Origin of the sequence: Brucella sp. 22210, from assembly GCF_052045675.1 — a bacterium.
Lineage (GTDB): Bacteria > Pseudomonadota > Alphaproteobacteria > Rhizobiales > Rhizobiaceae > Brucella.
This window is the reverse complement of record NZ_JBQEPD010000013.1, coordinates 1-18,285: the sequence shown is the minus strand read 5'-3', so window position 1 is coordinate 18,285 and position 18,285 is coordinate 1. Positions and strand designations below refer to the sequence as shown.

Here is an 18,285-nt window from a genome sequence, read left to right as displayed (position 1 = left end):
CTATTCTCCCCTGCTGGTGATGTTCACACGCCCGAAGAACATGTAGAGCAAGGTGATGCCTGCGATGATGAGGAACAGCATTGTCGATGCCGCCGCGCCATAGGCAAACTTGTCAAAATCGAACAGATTTTCACGCGCAAAGACCGACATGGTCTTTGTTTGCGCATTGTTGGGCGTCAGCACATAGATCAGATCGAAAATGCGCAGCGCATCAAGCATGCGGAAGATGATAGCCACCATCAGCGCCGGGCGGATCAGCGGCAGCGTCACCCACCAGAACACTTTCAGCGGATGCACGCCGTCGATCTTGGCCGCTTCATAAATATCCGTCGGCACCATTTGCAGACCGGCCAAAATGAGCAGCGCCATGAAGGGTATCGTCTTCCAGACGTCAACAATCAGAACCGCAATCATCGCCGTGTCCGGATTGGCAGTCCAGGCGATCTTCTGGCTGATAAGCCCCAGATTGAGCAAGATGTGATTGAGGATACCGAACTGATCGTTGAGCATCCAGTGCCAGATCTTGGCCGAAACAATGGTGGGGATCGCCCATGGGATAAGAATTGCGGCGCGCACCAGCCCGCGCCCGGGAAAATTGGCGTTGAGCACCAGCGCCACGATCAAGCCGAATATGGTTTCCAGACTGACCGAAAGCAGCGTGAACTTGATGGTGTTCCAGACGGCGCCCCACCAGGCGGGGTCTGCCAGAAGGCCACGATAGACGGTGCGTCCACTCTTCAGCGTGATCCAGTTGAGATAGTTACTGAAGCCGACGAATTCTGCCGAGCCAAGATTGGTCAGCGATGCATTGGTGAGACTGAAATAGATGGTCCTGAGCAATGGCCATCCGGCCACCAGCGCCAGCACAAACAGCGTGGGGGCGAGAAAAATCCATGCAGACCGGATGCGCTGACGGCGCAAATCGGAGTGAACACGCACCCTTGGAGGCGATGCCTCCGCAATATCGAGAGAAGTCTCTGTCATGATCCAGCTCTGGTCCTGCTCAGAGGAATATGAGCGTTCGGGTTGCCCACCTTGGGGGGCGGGGCTTGGGAGGACACCCCGAACGCGGCTTGATCGGTCCCTACCAGCCAGAACCTTCCAGCTCGGTCAGCTCGACCTCAAGCATTTCGAGATTCTCCGCAGCGGTTCCGTTGCCGGAGAGTGTCTTGTGAACCGCCGTCCAGAATTTTGACGACACTTCGTTATATTTGACCTTCGTCGCAGCCGATGGCCGCGGCACCGCGTTCTGGAAGATCGGCTTCCAGTTGGCCATGAAAGGCTGCGCCGCGATGACATCCTTGTCATCGTAAAGCGCTTCAATGGTCGGCAGACGCGAAATCTCGACCGCCTGCACCTTCTGCACTTCCGGTGATGCCAGATACTTGATTAATGCAATGGCCGCATCCTGTTTGGTTGAATATTTGGACACGGCGAGATTCCAGCCGCCAAGCGTAGACGATGGCGCATCGCCATCAGCGCCAGCAGGTAGTGGCGCCACATCGAACTTGCCCTTCACCCCGCTATCTGCGCTGTTGCCCAGCGCATAGGCATAGGGCCAGTTGCGCATGAAGACGGCATTGCCGGTCTGCCAGATACCGCGCGATTCCTCTTCCTGATAGGCAAGCGCGCCTTGTGGCGAGATTGAACCGATCCAGCCCTTGGCCCGTTCAATCGCTGCGGCTGCCTTTTCATTGTTGATCGAAATCGTGCCGTCCGCCTCAACGATCTGACCACCACCCGACGACTTGATCCACTCAAGCGCGTTGCAGGTCAGCCCTTCATAGGCATTGCCCTGAAAGACGAAACCCCAAAGATCGGACTTACCGTCAGCCCGTTCCTTGTCCATGATTTCCTTGGCAGTTGCCGTCATTTCATCCCAGGTCTTGGGGACCGGCTTGCTGTATTTTTCGAGAAGATCCTTGCGGTAGAACAATGCCGGCGCATCCGTGTAAAACGGCAGGGCAACCAGCTTGCCATTAACGGTCTGCGACGCGATGATCGACGCAAAATGCGTTCCCGTCACATCCTTGGTAGCCTCGGTCAGATCGACAAACTGGTCGGACAATTGCGGCGCCCAGACCACGTCGGTCTGATAGACGTCGATATCCGCATTGCCTGCGGCCAGCCACAAACGATACTGGCTGAACTGCTCGCTCGAGGACGACGGCATGGTCACGATATTGACCTTGTTGCCAGTATCCTTCTCGAACTTGACGATCTGGTCCTGCAAGAACTTGATATTGTTGCCGGTCGCATTGGCAGCAAGAGAAATCTCGACAGCCTGCGCACTGACCGTTGCAAAGCCCAATGCCAAACAGGCAGCGAGCACACCCTTTAATGGTTTCATTGTTCCCTCCTCCCATCCATTCTGTAAGCGGATTATTAAAATCGAAAACGGTTTGGATGGTAAAAAGTGCAGAGGAGCGCATTCCTGTCAAGCGACAGATTCTTACAGATCGCACGCCGCCATAACTTTCTTCGTAAATTGTATATATTTCAATTTGTTACTGGCATACCCACTTTTTCTAAAAATTCAACGCCCTCAGTGACAGCAGCAATTTCCTGCTTCATTTTGAAACAAACTTGAAAGCGGTTTGGATTTGTTGCACAATGATAATTAGTCACGCCGCCTTCGAGCGGCGAGCCGATTGTTAATCGCAAGGAAGCGGCTATAATCCGCCGCCTTGCCTGCCTTTAAACTCGACATACCAAATGAAACTTCGCGAATTTGCCAAACAACTGGGACTTTCAGCCACGACCGTCAGTCGTGCTCTAAGCGGCTATCCTGAAGTCGCCGAGAGCACGCGCAAGCGGGTGATGGGTGAAGCCGTGCGCCTTGGTTACCGCCCCAATGAAAATGCGGTTCGGCTCGCAACCGGGCGCGCCGGAGCCATCGGCGTTGTGATGGGCCGCAACAGCGAGTTTCACTTCGCCGAATTCATGCGCGGTATGGCCGAGAGGCTCGGTCAGGACGAGGTCGACATTCTTGTCAGCCCCATTTCGCACGATGGCTCGGAAGATGAGATTCAGATTTGCCGTCGTCTCGCCACCAGCCGCCGTGTCGATGCGATCATCGTATCCTCCCCAAAACCGAATGATGAGCGCATTCGCCTGCTGCATGAACTTGGCATGCCGTTTCTGGTACACGGGCGTTCGGAAACCGACATTCCGCATGCATGGCTCGACATCGACAATGAAGGCGCAGTCTGCCGCTCGACGGCCCATCTGCTCGATCTCGGCCACCGTCGCATTGCGATGATCAATGGGCGGTATGGCTTTACATTCTCACTCCATCGCGACGAAGGTTATCGCAAGGCGCTGGAAAGCAGGGGCATCCCCTTCGATCCAGAACTGGTGGAGCATGGCGATTTCACCGACGAGATCGGCTACCGCCTTGCGCTCAAGCTTCTGGAACGCACCCCGCGCCCGACAGCCTTTGTGGCTGGATCTATGATGACGGCGCTTGGGATCTATCGGGCGGCGCGGTCGCTCGGGCTGACCATCGGCAAGGACATTTCGGTCATCGCTCATGACGACGTGATCTCGTTCCTGAGCGCGGAGAATATGGTGCCGTCACTGACAGCAACACGCTCTTCCATGCGGGCGGCGGGCAAGCGCTGCGCCGACCTTCTGATGAACATGCTCGACGGGCAGGCCGCCAGCGATATTCACGAACTTTGGCCCGTCGAACTGATCCTGCGGGATTCCGCCACGCGCGCGCCCGAAAAAAGCTGATAAAAGCCAATACACAGAATACGATACTCGAGACTTAAGTGAATCTCGCATAATCTTCGTCATGAGACTGACAGAAGATTCGATTACTTAGTCGGGAGGGCGTTGTCGGGGCCACCAACGAGGAGTATGCCATTGGCCGAAATCGAACTGAAGCTCGAAATTTCCCCTGTCGATCTTGAAAAGATCGCCCTGTCCAGTTTTCTGGGAGAACCAGCTGCGACATTGGAATTGCATTCAGTTTATTTCGACACCGGCGATTGTCGGCTTTTCGATAATGGCTTCACCTTGCGTATCCGCCGGTCCGGCGACAAGAGCATTCAGACCGTGAAAGCGACCGGCTCCAACGCATCGCTTTTCGCCAGATCCGAGTGGGAAACCCCCGCCAAGACGAGCATACCCGTTTTCGATTATAACAGCCCTCTCCTCAACCGGTTCGGTCCGATCGAGCGCGATCTCATCGTGCAGTTTGAAGTTGTCACCAATCGCCGCATCTGGAACCTGACCGAGAGCACAACGAGCATCGAAGTGGCAGCCGATTCCGGCACCGTGATCGCGGGCGACCGACAAGCGCCGTTTCATGAAATCGAGCTTGAACTGAAAGGCGGAGAGCCGAGACAGCTTTTCGCGCTGGCCCGCAAGGTCAATGCCATTGTGCCGGTTAAGATCGGCGTTCAATCCAAATCCGAGCGCGGCTACCGTCTGTTGTCGGCCATGCGCAGCGCGGCGAAGGCAGAAGCCATCGATCTGGAGCAACGGCTGAATGCTGGCGAGAGCTTCAGGATGATCGCGCTGTCCTGTTTCCGCCAGTTCCGGCTGAACGAAACCTTGCTGCTGCAAAGGGGCAATGCAGGCAGCCTGCATCAGGCGCGCGTTGCCATGCGACGGCTGCGCTCGGCGCTATCTCTGTTCAAGCCTCTGCTCGATGAGAACGCCAAGCGGTTTTCAGACGAATTCCGCTGGCTTGCCAATACGCTTGGCGAGATCCGCAATCTGGATGTGCTCTTGTTGAAGGCCACCGATGGCGAGCTGCGAGAAAAACTCGAAGCCGCACGCAAAAACTCTTACGATGAGATTGTCGAAGCACTGGGTTCAGCCCGCAGCCGAACGCTGATGCTCGACTTCAACGAATGGCTGCTCTGCGGTGATTATGCCAAACATCCGGACTGCGAAAAGCCCGCTGAAGATTTCGCGGCAAAAGCGCTCGACCGGATGCGCAAGAAGCTCAAGCAGCACGGTCGCGATCTTTCCGGGATTGATGACGAGCACAGGCACGAGGCGCGCAAAGACGCCAAGAAACTGCGCTATGCGGCGGAATTCTTCGCCCCGCTGTTTGCCGACAAGCGTGGGCTGCGCCGGTACAAGAATTTCAACAAGGCCATGGAGGCTTTGCAAGACCGGCTGGGCGCCCTGAACGATCTGGCGATAGGCCATGACGTGTTGAAAAAATATGGCATCGAAGAAACGCCCGAGGCTCAGAAGCTGATCTTCTATGCCGATAAGAGCCAGTTGATCGATAAGGCTCAAGCCGCTCTTGATGACGTCCTCGATGCCAAGAAATTCTGGCGTTAAACCGGGGTCAAAACACCGCTGCCGAAGCGTCGATCACGCCCGATGATTGAAGATATTCAACGGCTTCGAAAGCTGGTTTGGCGGCGAAGAACACAAGTCCGTCCATCAATGTGACATAGACCCTGCGTGGCACGACATCCAGGGTTGTCGAGTCACGATAGATGGAGAATTTCGGCAAGAAACGCGGCACTTCCCGAAGATAAGCCGCATAAGGCGCGCCGAACATTTCCCCCAGGTGTTTTTCTTCCCGCCGGATGACAAACTGAAACAGCACCGCGCATCCAAGGGCGAAGATCAGTCCGACGACTTCTTGCCGCCGATATAAAGCGTGCACCAGAGTCTCCCGACAATGCCCGCGACGATGAGGAAGAGCCCCACCACCTCAATCGTCTCATGAGTTTCACCGGCCCAGGCCGACCTCACCTGCGTTAGCGCAAGAAATGCGAGAAGCACGGCTGCACCAACCCAAAGGCGCCGGAAATACTGAAACTTGCTCAAGGTCATGTTTTGCAAACCTATGCTGACAGATGTTCAACGAGAATGGACGTGCCAAGCGCACAAAGTACAAGACCGGCCGCCACTTCGGCAAATTTGCCGAACTTGTCGCCGATTGCCTTGCCGATCATCAGGCCCATTGTGGACATGATGAATGTCGCAAAGCCGATGGCGAGCGAAATCGCGATGATACCCTGCAGACCGATGCCGAGAAAGGCGAGCGACAGGCCGACAGCCATGGCGTCGATGCTGGTGCCAAGCGCCGTCGCAAGCAGGACGAGGAACGAACCGCCCTGCGGCGCCTCATCTGCGTTGTCACCCTTGGACCAGAAGACCGTATAAAGCATATGCAGCCCGACTGCTGACAATAGACCGAATGCCAGCCAGTGATCGACATGGGAAACCCAGTCGCTCGCGAGAACACCAGCCACCCAGCCGAGAAACGGAGTGATGGCTTCGACAACGCCAAAAACAATGCCAGTGCGCAAAGCCTCGGAAAGCCGGGGGCGGTTCAAGGCGGTGCCACGCCCGACAGAAACTGCAAAAGCATCGACCGACATGCTGACGGACAGAAAAAATACCGTGATGGGGGACATCATGTCTGCTCAGACGGAGGATTGGCCGGGCAACAAAGGCCATCCGTCCGTCGGCGGATGGCTGATACCACGGTCTTGCCGGGCCGTTGAACGGCTGATCACGCCACGCTTTTCAGCGATTGTGTTGACGTGATCCCACTTGATCTCAGCGCCGCCAGAATGGGCCGCGCTTCGGTGGTGGCTACTCCCCGATGCGGCTTATCTATTTGCAACTGGAAAAATTGTCAAGCAATATCAATGCGTTGAATGATTATGATAAGCATTTGCAATTAGAGAAATTATGAAAGCACCACAGGACATTGATGGGTTTTTAATGTTTTGAACGGGGTGTCCGTCTCGAATTTATATGCGCCCGGTCGTAAGTTTTGCGCATCGCCACCGGTTCGATTGAGCCGGAGCGAGGGTGGGAACCCACCCGAAACGCGGAGACCACTGATTATGGCTTATGATGAACTCAAAACGAGGCTTCGTGGTGTAACAACTGCGCTTGTCACGCCGTTTCGCAATAGCGAAGTCGATTACCGCGCCTTTGCCGATCTCGTAAACTGGCAAATCGGAGAAGGCATCCATGCGCTCTCCCCTTGCGGGACCACCGGCGAAGCGCCGACATTGAACACAGCCGAAAAAATCCGTCTCATTAGAACCTGTGTCGACGTTTCGGCCGGGCGCGTGCCGGTCATTGCCGGGACAGGAACGAATGACACGCTCTCGACAATCGCCCTGACCAGTGCCGCCGCCGCATGCGGGGCCGATGCCGCGCTTATCGTGACGCCCTATTATAACCGTCCCTCGCAAGAAGGGCTTTATCGCCACTTTGAGGCAGTCGCCAACAACACCCAGATTCCGATCATTCTCTACAATGTGCCCACGAGAACCGGTGTCGACCTTTCGCTGGACACAATCGAACGGCTTTGCAAACTCCCGGCGATCGTCGGCATCAAGGACGCCACTGGCGACCTGGATCGCCCCAAGCGTCTCATTCGTCGTATGGGAAGTCGGCTCATCCAGCTTTCAGGCCATGACACGACCTCCACGACTTTCAATCTGGAAGGTGGTGACGGCACGATATCGGTGATCTCAAACGTGGTGCCAGCCCAAATGTTCGCTATACACAATGCCTGCCAGCGCAACGATGGCTGTAGCGCGCGCTCACTCGCCTTTGCACTCAAGCCGCTTTTGACGGCTCTGGAGCAAGACACCAACCCAGTTCCTATCAAATATGCGCTGCATCACACGCGCGGCCTGTCGCCGGATGTGCGATTACCGCTTGTCGCGGCGAATGACGAGACCGCGGCCTCTATTCACCGCGCCATTGCGGCGCTCGATCCCGATGCGCATCCAATCGCTGCTTTGCGAGACCCCGACGACAATTGCCGTAAGCAGCTGGCGGTCGTTCCCCGCTGACACATTCCTTGAAACGATACTTAAGGTATAACCATCATGACCAGCATCCAGAAAACTGTAATCCCCGAACAGCGAGCCAGATTTACCATCGGTCAGGACAGGTGGGGACAATGGCTCGTGTGCGACCGGCTTGGCCTGACCGGCGGGTTGTTCACCGACCGCGAAACGGCGCTTCGTTTTGCGAAGAGAGCTTGCCGCACCGCATCAGACACGGTCTGTCTCTCATCCGGTTCTGTCGCGTCAGATGCGATCTTCGGCAAGAAATCGACGCTCTTGAGACTGGTCCGATAGGCGGCACTTTGGCCCCCAGATTTCACCAAATTCGCGCCCGCATTTACCCACGCGGGCGATGTTCTCCAGATCAGCACACATCAGCCTGTTCACGCATATTGCACGTCTTCTACACCATGTTGCCTCTCATCGTCGCTGGCGTGCTGGCATGGGCGTTGACCAAGGTTTTCTCGCCGTCGTGAGACGCCGCCAAACGCGCCGCTTCGTTCAGGCAATCGGGCTTTGCGCCGGGCAGCAGCTTCGTAAACCGCCAATAATGGTGCGTGAATCGTAAAGTGACTTTGTCAGTTTCCCCTATCATATTGTTCCCAACAAAAAACAAAGGGGAGAGATGATGAAGAAGCTCAATCACTTGCTGGTGGCGGGTATAGCAATCCTGTCCGCTGCTCCGGCTTTTGCAGCCGAAGCAGAATCCTGTAAAGCGCCGAAATTCTCGGATGTCGGCTGGACCGATATCACCGCGACCACGGCGCTCGCATCGCTTTTGCTTGAAAAGGCTGGATACCAGCCCCAGACGACAATCCTCTCAGTACCGGTGACCTTCCAGTCACTGGAAAATGGCCAGATCGATATCTTCCTTGGAAACTGGATGCCGCTTCAGGAGGAAGCGCGCAAACCCTATCTCGAAGGAAAGAAGATCGAGCAGGCCGGTATCAATCTCGAAAATGCAAAGATCGGTCTTGCCGCAACGGGCAAGGATCTCGGCATCAAGACTTATGCCGACATAGCAAAATTCAAGGACCAGCTCGGCGGGAAAATCTACGGCATCGAAGCGGGCAGCAGTGCCAATGCAACGATCCAGTCGATGATCGAGAAGAACAATTTCGATCTCAAGGATTTCCAGCTGGCGGAATCGAGCGAACAGGCCATGCTGTCACAGGTGCAAAACGCCGTGCGCAAGGATGAGCCGGTGGTATTCTTCGCATGGACCCCACATCCGATGAACATTCGCTACAAGCTCACCTATCTGGAGAACGGCGATAATCTCTTTGGCCCCAATGACGGTGCCGCCACGGTCGAGACGTTGACCCGCAAGGGCTATGCAGCCGACTGCCCGAATGTGTCGCATTTTCTGTCAAAGTTGAAGTTCACGACCGAGATGGAAAGCACCATGATGAACATGATCCTCAATGACGGGATGGAAGCCAAAGATGCCGTCACGAAATGGATCAAGGAGAACCCGGCACAGCTCGACGCGTGGCTCGACGGCTTCAATACTTTTGACGGCAAGCCAGCACTCGCTGAAGTGAAGTCCAGCCTCGGCTTGTGATACTTATTAAGCCGCGAAACTATTTTTGCCGCAACTTGCTCGGCGCCTGTCCGAAATGCCGCTTGAAAGCGCGGGAAAGCGAACTGATCGATGAAAAGCCGGTCTGTTCCGCCGTATCCGCCATTGAAAGATGCGTATCGAGGATGAGGCGTCGAGCAGCCTTGAGCCGAAGCGACAGATAATAATTGCCCGGCGATTGCCCGATCACATTGGCAAACAGCATTTCAAGGCTGCGTGTCGAAAGCCCGAGCCGTCTGGCGATGCGCGTCACCGGGATCGGCCGGTCGATATGGCTTTCCATAATCTTGATGGCGTCGGCCAGCCGCGGCTCGCGGTTCAAAAGCCGCCCCAACGACACCAGCGGCTGCGCATCCGAAGCCTGCCGCACCTCGTCATAAATATAGAGGCTCGCGACATCGAGCGCGATGGAATAGCCGTGCCGGGCACGGATCAACGCCAGCATCATGTCGAGCGCAGGAGCCGCCCCGCCTGTCGTTAGAAAAGTACCGTCGCGCACCCAACGATCCGACTGCATTTCCACATCCGGGAAGCGCTGGGAGAAGGCTTCCAGATCCTCCCAATGGGTGGTGGCTTTCCTGCCATTGAGCAGCCCGGCCTTTGCCAACACCCATGAACCCGCCTCGACACCGATCACCAATTGGGACTGTTTGGCTGCCTGACGCAACTGCGCAAGAAGCTTTGGGGTCGCGTGTTCCAGCGCATGAAATGCGCTGACGATAATCAGGATATCTTGCGGTGTTGCCTCGAATTTTCCGTTCACACCAACCTTCAGGCCGCTTGATGTGATGGGGTCGCTGCCATCCGGAGATACTACCCGCCACGAATAGAGCGAACGACCCGTCACGCGGTTGGCGCCGCGCATCGGGTCAAGCGTCGCGGCCAATGACATGAGCGAACAATCCGGCAAAACCAGCAAGGTGACAGACAGTTGCTCATCGGATGGTTCAAAGATCACGTGCTTCGCTCTTCGCCAAACTAATTTCGTAAAATGATAATCTCAGCAATCTGCGACCTGTCAAGCTCGACAAAAATCGAGGGAAATCACCATGCCTTTGCAGCCCGCTCGCGAAACCTTCATCACAGCCGCCGTTACCGGCGCTGGCGCCACCACACATCGCTCCAACAAGGTGCCGATCACGCCAAGGCAGATTGCCGATGCTGCGATTGAAAGCGCTAAAGCAGGTGCGGCAATCGCGCATATCCATGTGCGCGATCCCGAAACAGGCGAGCCATCGCGCAAGATCGAACTGTTCCGTGAAGTGGTCGATCATATACGCGCTTCAGGCGTGGATATCGTGCTTAACCTGACCGCAGGCGTCGGCGGCGATCTGGTCTTCGGTTCTGCCGAAGCGCCTCTGCCGCCGGATGCATCGAAGACCGATATGGCGGGCGCGACAGAGCGCCTTGCGCATATTGCAGCACTTCTGCCGGAAATCTGCACGCTTGATTGCGGCACCATGAATTTCGGCGAAGGCGACTATGTGATGACCAACACCCCTGCCATGCTGAAAGAAATGGCAGCGCAAATTCAACGTTTGGGCGTTCGCCCGGAAATCGAAATTTTCGACACAGGTCACCTGCCATTGGCCCAATGGCTGCAACAGCAAGGCCTGCTTGACGACCCGGTGATGGTGCAATTGTGCATGGGCATTCCATGGGGCGCACCGGATGATCTCGCGACGCTGGTGTCCATCCTCCACAATCTGCCGGATAACTGGATATTCTCGGCATTTTCCATTGGTCGTAACCAGTTGCCTTATGCAGCACTTGCGGTGCTCGCTGGCGGCAATATCCGCGTCGGCCTCGAAGACAATATCTGGCTCGAAAAGGGCGTGCTCGCTTCCAATGGCGATCTGGTGGAACGCGCCAGAAACATCGCCGTCAATATGGGGTCAAAGATACTGACGCCCGGTGAAGTTCGCGAAAAGCTCAAGCTCAAGAAGCGTTGGTGATGCCCATGACCATTCATCCTCCCAAGATCGCCTGCATCGGTAGCGGCGTCATCGGCAGCGGCTGGGCCGCACGCTTTCTGCTCAACGGCTATGACGTTGCAGTCTATGACCCGTCGCCGGATGCGCAGGCGACAACCGAGCATATCCTCGACAATGCCCGGCACGCGCTGTCCGCCCTCACCCCGAAGCGCCTGCCAAACGAAGGCACACTTTCCTTCGCGCCATCACTGGCCGATGCTGTGCGCGATGCCATACTGATTCAGGAAAGCGTGCCTGAGAGGCTCGACCTGAAACTGGCCGTTCTGAAAGAGATCGAGGCATCCTGTTCCAGCGACGCGCTGATTGCATCATCCACCTCCGGCTTTCTGCCGAGCAAGCTGCAAGCCCCCTTGCAGCACCCGGAACGGCTGATCATCGCGCATCCCTATAATCCGGTCTATCTGCTGCCTCTGGTGGAACTCGTACCGGGTGAAAAGACCGGCAGGCAGGCTATCGAAATGGCCGCCGCGCTTTACCGCCACACGGGTATGGAAGCCGTCATTCTCGAAAAGGAAATCGATGCCTTTGTCGGCGACCGCTTGCTGGAAGCCTTGTGGCGCGAAGCGCTCTGGCTCGTCAAAGACGGCATTGCCACAGTTGAGCAAATCGACAATATCATCCGCTATTCGTTCGGTTTGCGCTGGGCGCAGATGGGCTTGTTTCAGACCTATCGCATCGCGGGCGGTCCGGCGGGGATGAAGCACTTTCTGGCGCAGTTTGGTCCCGCCTTGCAATGGCCGTGGACGAAACTGACGGATGTTCCGGAGCTGGACGAGACGCTGATAGGCCGCATTGCCAGCCAGTCTGACGCGCAGAACGAAAACCTGTCGATCCGCGATCTTGAGTCCATTCGCGACGCCAATCTGGTGGCCATCATCCGCGCCCTATCCCAGCAGCAGCAAGGCAAAGGCTGGGGCGCAGGCGCACTTTTGAACGAGTATACAGCGCAGCTCGACGCAACCGATGGCGAGGCTAGGCCCCGTTCTGGTCCGCTGCGGTTGCTCGACGTCCGTGTGATCCCCGAATGGATCGACTATAATGGCCACATGACCGAGCACCGGTATCTCGATCTTTTTGGGCAGACCACCGACCAGTTTCTCGCGCTGATCGGCGTCGATGCCGCTTATCTGAACGGTGGCCACAGTTACTATACCGTCGAAACCCACATCATGCATCGCGATGAAGCCAAAACTGGCGACGAACTGCATGTCGACACACAGCTTCTGTCCTTCGATGCAAAGCGTATTCACCTGATCCATTCGCTGAAACGCGGTGAGACAGAACTGGCAAGCGCGGAACAGATGTTGCTTCATGTCGATACGAAAGCAGGAAAAGCGGTTGCTGCTGATCCTGTCATTCTGCAAACGCTGGAAGACCTCACGCTTTCCCAGAAGGGCTTGACCGTTCCGGCTGCTGTCGGACGATATGTCGGACAGCGCGCCTGAGCGCTGCCCGAACTGGCCGCAGAGCAACCCATCACGCAAATCCGTTTCACATTTTCGCGAAAAATGCTCTAAGATTCCTCCCAGATGGTACGGAGGAGGAAATAAAATGGCCGAAAAGGCACCATCCAAGCCGGTGCTTCTATCCGGCGGCAACCCGCAAATTCCAAAAGGCGAAGGCGACGCACCGGTCAATGCCTATATCGCCGCCATGCCCGGTTGGAAAAGCGATGTGGGACGCCAGTTGAATACGCTCATCGAACAAGCTGTCCCAAACGTCCACAAGGCGGTCAAGTGGAACTCGCCTTTCTACGGGCTTGAAGGACAAGGCTGGTTTCTGAGCTATCATTGCTTCGCCAAATATATAAAGGTCGCCTTCTTTCGCGGTCTTTCCCTGACGCCGCAGCCGCCCGTGGAGTCCAAGAGCCAGGATACGCGTTACTTCCATATCCATGAAAACGACGTGCTGGACGAAGCGCAATTTACCGACTGGGTGAGGCAAGCAAGCCAGTTGCCCGGTGAAAAGATGTGAGCCAAATGATGACTACCAACGAAAGCAAATCCGCTTCACAGTTGATCGATGAACGCATTGCCACGCTTGACGACTGGCGAGGCAAAACGCTTGCCAAGGTTCGTGCCATCATCACGAAGGCCGATCCGGAAATCATTGAGGAATGGAAATGGCGCGGCGTACCCGTATGGGAACGTGATGGCATTATCTGTACCGGCGAGACCTATAAGCAGGTCGTCAAACTGACTTTTGCCAAGGGCGCATCGCTGGACGACCCGACCAGTTTGTTCAACTCAAGTCTGGACGGCAATATGCGCCGGGCCATCGATATTCGCGAAGGCGAAGAGATCGATGTCGATGCGCTGACAGCCCTCGTTCGCGCTGCCATAGCGCTCAATAGTGCGAAGCCCCCGCGCAAGAAAAAGGCCCCTTGAAGCCTCAATAGCTGACCGTCACCACCACCGTATCCGAATAGGTTCCCGGTGGAGGTGTGGTCTGCGGCGCGACACGACCATAGACGGTCAGGCTTTGCACAGTGCCGGTTCCGGTACCGGTCACGATCTGCCCGGTTGTGTTGCCCCAAGGTGTTGTGCGTGCCGTGTTACTATAGAGCCCGTAGACGACCGCATTGGAGCCAAGCGTCATTCGCCTTTGGGTCGCCGTGGTGTTGCTCAAACCACCATTCAGGGAAACACTATAGGGCAGGTTGGTGGTACAGCTTACCGATAGAGCCCCGGTCGCATCCACATTGGATGTCAGAACCCCGTGATTGCCAAAGTTGATAGACGTGGCGGAGACTGTACAGGTGCGATCAACATTGGCCGTCACGTTGAAGGTTGGCTGCGTTGGATTATCCGTCATAGCAGTACAGGCAGGCGCCACAAGCAGATAGCTGGCATAGTTGAAGCGGGTTTGAGCACCCGAGAACGTCGATAAATACGCGCCGCCTGGCGTGGCCGCCTGCCCGGACAGGATACGCCCATAGATCGTACGCGTGGCGGTAGTGGATGTGAGCGGCAGCAAGGTCATGTCGATGGGTGGTGGCGACCCCAATGCCGTGTTGGTAACAGACCCCCAGGGAACCGAACGCGCAGTATCGGAATAAAGCTGATAGGTCAGCGCGTTGGTGCCGCTCAGCATGGTGCGCAAGCCGCCACTTGAGCCGCCGCTGCCCGCATTGATATTGGGGCACACCCGAAGAAAAAGACTGACTGTGAGCGTGTTGGAGCAATTAACACCCAATGTCGCCGTCGTATCAACCGCGCCACCCCCAAGAAGATTGACCGTACCAAAATTGACATTGGTGATGCTGAAGGAACAGGTTTGTGCATGGGCCCAACTTGGTAGAAAAATCAATATATTGAACAACGCGCATGCGACGATGCGATAAAATCTCATTGCGTGCTCCTGCATACGGCGTCCGGAATGGTAACGCGCTCTTCTGTATTGCGTGGCGCGTTGAACGTAATCTGGCATGAGCCCTTTTCGGATTGCGTCACTATCAACGTGTTGGAGTTCTCAATGCCTTCAAGATAGACCTGACCGTCATAACCCACAATGAACTCCTGCGAGCCATTGAGCTGCGCTGTCGATCCCGTCTCGATGTAAGCGCCACTCTCATCGCGCAGAGTGACAAGGGCAGCTCGCGTATCGGCCTTGACGTTGAAGTCCACCACGGAGCCACCCCGATCGCTTGGGCTTACCACTTGTCGAGTTTCACCTACAGTGGCATCAATCGGCAAATTGCTGGGGTCAATGGAAATTACGTTCTTGTCATAGGAACGCAGATTGGGCAGCAGCATCTTGCCGCTCTTGTTGGTTTTGCCCATGGGACGATTTTCGAATTGAACGTCGACATCTGGTGCGCCCACATCCACCACACTGAAAGCATCGTCGATGCGGTTCGAGAGGAACACACCTCCGCCTGCGAGGACAACTGCACCGTCGATCTGTGCGGTGGCGCGAACATTGTCATCATACTTTTCAACACCAGCTTCAATTCTGCCGATCTGGCTACGATAGCTGCCGCTGGCAGCAATGATGTCGCTCTGGCCATAAGAGCCGCGCAACCGCCAGCCAGTGCTTCCCACCTCGGCCTGTTCCGATTTCATCAAGTCGATGGACCCGGTGGTTCCGTTTTCATCAGCCGAAACACTCGTCGATGCCGTGATGTTATGGTCGAACGACCAAGACAATCCAGCATATAATCCAAACGAGCCTTTCTGCTCGAAGTCCGTATAGGCAGACATGAACATGTTGCCTTTCTTACCAAAAGGCCGCGTGGCGGTGACGCCAAGAATCCGCGATTTTTCGGAATCGACAGTTTCGATCTGCGTGTAGGAGAAATTCAGATTCGTTTCATTGAAGATGCGAGGAAGTGAAACGGAAACTTGATCAAGCGCTTTGGCAGGCTTGGCGCTATTGTCCGGAAGCCCGGTCTCGTCTATATCGGCCGTGATCGAGGCGATATCATTGTAATCGCCGAAAGTGCGCTGCGTGCGCACGTAGAATTTGACATCCCAGAGATCGGCTTCAACGCTTGCAGCAATCTGGTAGCCGGTTTGCCCACCGAATTTGCTGGTCGCGCCGGATAAGGTTCCAACGCCGTAAGGCCCGATATTGAAAACGCCGCCAATGCCCGCATTGTAGAAATTCTCGGCACCTTCAACGTGCCCTTCTAAGGTCGTGTTATTGGTGAGACCATAACGCAAGGTGCCGCTTCCCACGATGCGCTCATCATAGTCATTCGATTCCGTGCCGTAATAGCGGCGGGCAAAGCCGGTTTCGGCAGAAAAATCAGCAAACCCCTTAGCCAGCAAATTAGACGAGGCATAGAACGGCGTTTCCGTAACCGTCTCTCGGCCCAGAACATCGCGAACCACCATACGCGCTGTGCCTGCGCCCGTGACCACCGGGAGGTTGGTGACCGTAAATGGACCGGATGCAACATTGCTGGTCGCACGACGTGCGTTATCGATATAAACATCGACCGTTGACGGCACAGCCGCAGACCCCGACAGCTCAGGCATCGGCATAGTAACCAGATCGGGCCGCAATGAAAAATTGCGCCGGATTTGTACGCCGCCCAGACGGGTCGGTCGCGTCCATGAGAGGCCACCCGTAATGAAATCACCGACATTATAGGTCATCAGCGTTTCCTGATCCGAATAGGACCATCTCGTATCGAGACGCGTTGACCCGAAACTGTCGGTGTCGGACGAACTGAGCACCTGCGACGACGACAGGACGCCATAGGGACCGAACAGGCGCCCTTCCATGAGACCAGAAACACCTTCGAACTGCGTCAGATCATACCAATCCTGTCCGCCGCTGGCGCCATAGATCGTATAATTCACCAGCCCGCCGAAATTGCTCTTGGCCTTGGGTTTTTCGTCTTCTTCTTCAGACGTGACTTCCTCGCCAGACTGCGCATCGATGACACGCGCGGCGCGCTTGTTTTCCTGCGCATCGAAACGAACGATCTGGTTCTCCTTGTCATAGGTGACGTTGACCCCGGAGAGCCGGTTCACGTCGATCCATCCGTCATCCCGCATAGCTTCCGTGGCGGGCTTGATCCCGACATTCTTGAGCTGTTCGGGCTCAATCAGAAGTGATCCGTCCGGTGTTTGACGAAACGTAGCGATCAGCGCCGATGATGCGCCATTCACATAGACCTCAAGCTGAAGCTCCAGAGGGGTATCGTCGGAAACAAGCGTCCCCGACGACGTAGGTGGCAATTCCTGCGCCGCAGCTTTCAGACATCCTGTGCAGACCGTTAGAAACGCAATCGTCAAAACCGCAAGATCAACCGCCCCTGACGCTCGCTTGCGCATTTATCGGGCCAGCTTCGCTTTGAGCTGAAATCGTCAGCGAGCCACCACCCCGACTACCACCTGTTCCGGGAATGAACCAAGTTGCACTTGATTGCCCCAGAACATATCCAACAAGGCCTTTTCGCTGTGCGACGGCACGACCGCCTGCACCCTGCAATGCAAGATCGGAAACACGCAGCCGCTTGTTTCCCTTGTTACTAACGGTCACCTGATAACCGCCCGATTGACGCTGGACACTCCATGACGGGTTCGCATCCGGCGTGCCGGGCTGCGAGAAGAAAACCGGAATGGAATGGCGGATCACCAGATTGACCGTGCCGGATCGCCGCTGCGCATTATCGGGAAGTTCATCGACAATCAGCCGATAGCTTTCTTCCGCCTTGACCGGGCTTTTCGTGGTGCGCACGATACGGATGATGTTTTCGCCGCCGGGCTTCAGTTGCGATATGGGCGGACTGACAACAACATCGGTTGCTGCCGTGTAGGTATCAACGCCATTGCTCTGGCTCCAGCGGAATATTCTGGCCTGAACATTGATGGGCCGTTTTGCATCGTTCCAGATGCGAATGTTTGAAGCCGCCGTTGGCGCGCTCAGATCGATGATGACCGGCGAAACGCGCAAGGAAGCCGCATGCGCGGGGACAAGATACAAGCTCGCCAATAACGCCGCGGCAAAAGTGAGAACACGCATTCTACCCTCCGTGACGTTAATAGCTGATCGTGGCGGTTACCGTATCCGTATAGACACCCGCAGCTGGCGTCGACTGCCCTGGAACACGCCCATAGACCGTATAGGCTTGAGCGGCACCAGTGCCTGTCCCGGCGACTGTGTTCGTTCCGACGGTGTTGCCCCAGACTGCGGTGCGGGCCGTCGTTGTGTACAGCGAATATCCAATAGTGGCGCTTGCCGGCCCCGTCATCAAACGGTTTGTGACGGTTGCGCCGGTTCCCGTGCCAGCGCTCAAGCCGATATTGTAAGGTGTCGAATTCGTGCATTGCACGGTTATGGTGCTGGTCGCGTCGACATTCGTCGACAAAACACCATTGGAACCAAAGTCCATGTTGGTTGCAGAATTAATAAGACAAGCTGCAGTAATCGTAATCTGCACATTGAACGTCGTTGT

General features: G+C 56.0%; 17 protein-coding genes, 1 pseudogene and 1 riboswitch. Of the genes and pseudogenes, 9 read left to right on the top strand and 9 right to left on the bottom strand.

Translation table 11 applies throughout. The features are described from left to right. Nucleotides 1-984 carry a carbohydrate ABC transporter permease gene (locus tag ACTJKP_RS16500; protein ID WP_440631434.1) on the bottom strand — a complete coding sequence of 328 codons (984 nt, stop codon included), beginning with the start codon at nucleotides 982-984 and terminating at the stop codon, nucleotides 1-3. A gap of 100 nt (nucleotides 985-1,084) precedes the next feature. Next, nucleotides 1,085-2,350 carry an ABC transporter substrate-binding protein gene (locus ACTJKP_RS16495; protein WP_440631433.1) on the bottom strand — a complete coding sequence of 422 codons (1,266 nt, stop codon included), beginning with the start codon at nucleotides 2,348-2,350 and terminating at the stop codon, nucleotides 1,085-1,087. Nucleotides 2,351-2,715: 365 nt separating this feature from the next. Here ACTJKP_RS16495 and ACTJKP_RS16490 point away from each other — a divergent pair, with 365 nt between their 5' ends. Both ACTJKP_RS16490 and ACTJKP_RS16485 read left to right on the top strand, forming a co-directional pair. Next, nucleotides 2,716-3,738 (top strand): substrate-binding domain-containing protein, encoded by a 1,023-nt coding sequence (locus ACTJKP_RS16490; RefSeq protein WP_440631432.1) that lies wholly within the window; start codon nucleotides 2,716-2,718, stop codon nucleotides 3,736-3,738. A gap of 132 nt (nucleotides 3,739-3,870) precedes the next feature. Further along, nucleotides 3,871-5,307, top strand: coding sequence for a CYTH and CHAD domain-containing protein (locus tag ACTJKP_RS16485; protein ID WP_440631431.1), 1,437 nt, complete (start codon nucleotides 3,871-3,873; stop codon nucleotides 5,305-5,307). Nucleotides 5,308-5,314: 7 nt separating this feature from the next. Here the strand turns inward: ACTJKP_RS16485 and ACTJKP_RS16480 are convergent. Together ACTJKP_RS16480 and ACTJKP_RS16475 are read right to left on the bottom strand one after the other, a co-directional pair. Next, nucleotides 5,315-5,811, bottom strand: a pseudogene (locus ACTJKP_RS16480) (methyltransferase family protein). Nucleotides 5,812-5,822: 11 nt separating this feature from the next. Next, nucleotides 5,823-6,398, bottom strand: a complete 576-nt coding sequence (locus tag ACTJKP_RS16475; protein ID WP_440631498.1) for a manganese efflux pump MntP — start codon at nucleotides 6,396-6,398, stop codon at nucleotides 5,823-5,825. Between the two features lie 80 nt (nucleotides 6,399-6,478). Next, nucleotides 6,479-6,600, bottom strand: a riboswitch (yybP-ykoY riboswitch). Between the two features lie 236 nt (nucleotides 6,601-6,836). Here ACTJKP_RS16475 and dapA point away from each other — a divergent pair. From dapA to choX, 3 genes are all read left to right on the top strand, one after another. Continuing rightward, nucleotides 6,837-7,802 (top strand): 4-hydroxy-tetrahydrodipicolinate synthase, encoded by a 966-nt coding sequence (gene dapA, locus ACTJKP_RS16470; protein WP_440631430.1) that lies wholly within the window; start codon nucleotides 6,837-6,839, stop codon nucleotides 7,800-7,802. Between the two features lie 36 nt (nucleotides 7,803-7,838). After that, nucleotides 7,839-8,093 carry a hypothetical protein gene (locus tag ACTJKP_RS16465; protein WP_440631429.1) on the top strand — a complete coding sequence of 85 codons (255 nt, stop codon included), beginning with the start codon at nucleotides 7,839-7,841 and terminating at the stop codon, nucleotides 8,091-8,093. Between the two features lie 334 nt (nucleotides 8,094-8,427). Further along, the gene (gene choX / locus ACTJKP_RS16460) at nucleotides 8,428-9,363 is read left to right on the top strand and encodes a choline ABC transporter substrate-binding protein (RefSeq protein ID WP_440631428.1); all 936 of its coding nucleotides are present in this window, start codon (nucleotides 8,428-8,430) and stop codon (nucleotides 9,361-9,363) included. A gap of 19 nt (nucleotides 9,364-9,382) precedes the next feature. Here the strand turns inward: choX and ACTJKP_RS16455 are convergent, their stop codons facing one another. Beyond that, nucleotides 9,383-10,339, bottom strand: coding sequence for a GlxA family transcriptional regulator (locus ACTJKP_RS16455; RefSeq protein WP_440631427.1), 957 nt, complete (start codon nucleotides 10,337-10,339; stop codon nucleotides 9,383-9,385). Between the two features lie 91 nt (nucleotides 10,340-10,430). Between ACTJKP_RS16455 and ACTJKP_RS16450 the strand changes: the two genes are divergently transcribed. The 4 genes from ACTJKP_RS16450 to ACTJKP_RS16435 all read left to right on the top strand — a co-directional run bounded on the left by ACTJKP_RS16450 (nucleotide 10,431) and on the right by ACTJKP_RS16435 (nucleotide 13,762). Next, nucleotides 10,431-11,336 carry a 3-keto-5-aminohexanoate cleavage protein gene (locus ACTJKP_RS16450; protein WP_440631426.1) on the top strand — a complete coding sequence of 302 codons (906 nt, stop codon included), beginning with the start codon at nucleotides 10,431-10,433 and terminating at the stop codon, nucleotides 11,334-11,336. A gap of 5 nt (nucleotides 11,337-11,341) precedes the next feature. Beyond that, nucleotides 11,342-12,820, top strand: coding sequence for a carnitine 3-dehydrogenase (locus ACTJKP_RS16445; protein WP_440631425.1), 1,479 nt, complete (start codon nucleotides 11,342-11,344; stop codon nucleotides 12,818-12,820). Between the two features lie 106 nt (nucleotides 12,821-12,926). Further along, nucleotides 12,927-13,349: a DUF1801 domain-containing protein gene (locus ACTJKP_RS16440; protein ID WP_440631424.1), complete on the top strand. Its 423-nt coding sequence runs from the start codon at nucleotides 12,927-12,929 to the stop codon at nucleotides 13,347-13,349. A 5-nt stretch (nucleotides 13,350-13,354) separates the two neighbouring features. Continuing rightward, the gene (locus ACTJKP_RS16435; protein WP_440631423.1) at nucleotides 13,355-13,762 is read left to right on the top strand and encodes a DUF1801 domain-containing protein; all 408 of its coding nucleotides are present in this window, start codon (nucleotides 13,355-13,357) and stop codon (nucleotides 13,760-13,762) included. A 4-nt stretch (nucleotides 13,763-13,766) separates the two neighbouring features. On the opposite strand, the gene ACTJKP_RS16430 is transcribed toward ACTJKP_RS16435, so the two are convergent. The 4 genes from ACTJKP_RS16430 to ACTJKP_RS16415 all read right to left on the bottom strand — a co-directional run. After that, entirely contained in the window at nucleotides 13,767-14,726 is a 960-nt protein-coding gene (locus ACTJKP_RS16430; RefSeq protein ID WP_440631422.1) for a Csu type fimbrial protein, read from the bottom strand. Continuing rightward, a complete protein-coding gene (locus ACTJKP_RS16425) occupies nucleotides 14,723-17,161 on the bottom strand; it encodes a fimbria/pilus outer membrane usher protein (protein WP_440631207.1) in 2,439 nt (812 codons plus the stop codon). Before ACTJKP_RS16425 ends, ACTJKP_RS16430 begins: the two co-directional genes overlap by 4 nt. Beyond that, nucleotides 17,133-17,852 carry a fimbrial biogenesis chaperone gene (locus ACTJKP_RS16420; protein WP_440631206.1) on the bottom strand — a complete coding sequence of 240 codons (720 nt, stop codon included), beginning with the start codon at nucleotides 17,850-17,852 and terminating at the stop codon, nucleotides 17,133-17,135. Before ACTJKP_RS16420 ends, ACTJKP_RS16425 begins: the two co-directional genes overlap by 29 nt. Before the next feature lie 16 nt (nucleotides 17,853-17,868). Then, the coding region (locus ACTJKP_RS16415) for a Csu type fimbrial protein (protein ID WP_440631421.1) at nucleotides 17,869-18,285 on the bottom strand (417 nt) is incomplete at its 5' end.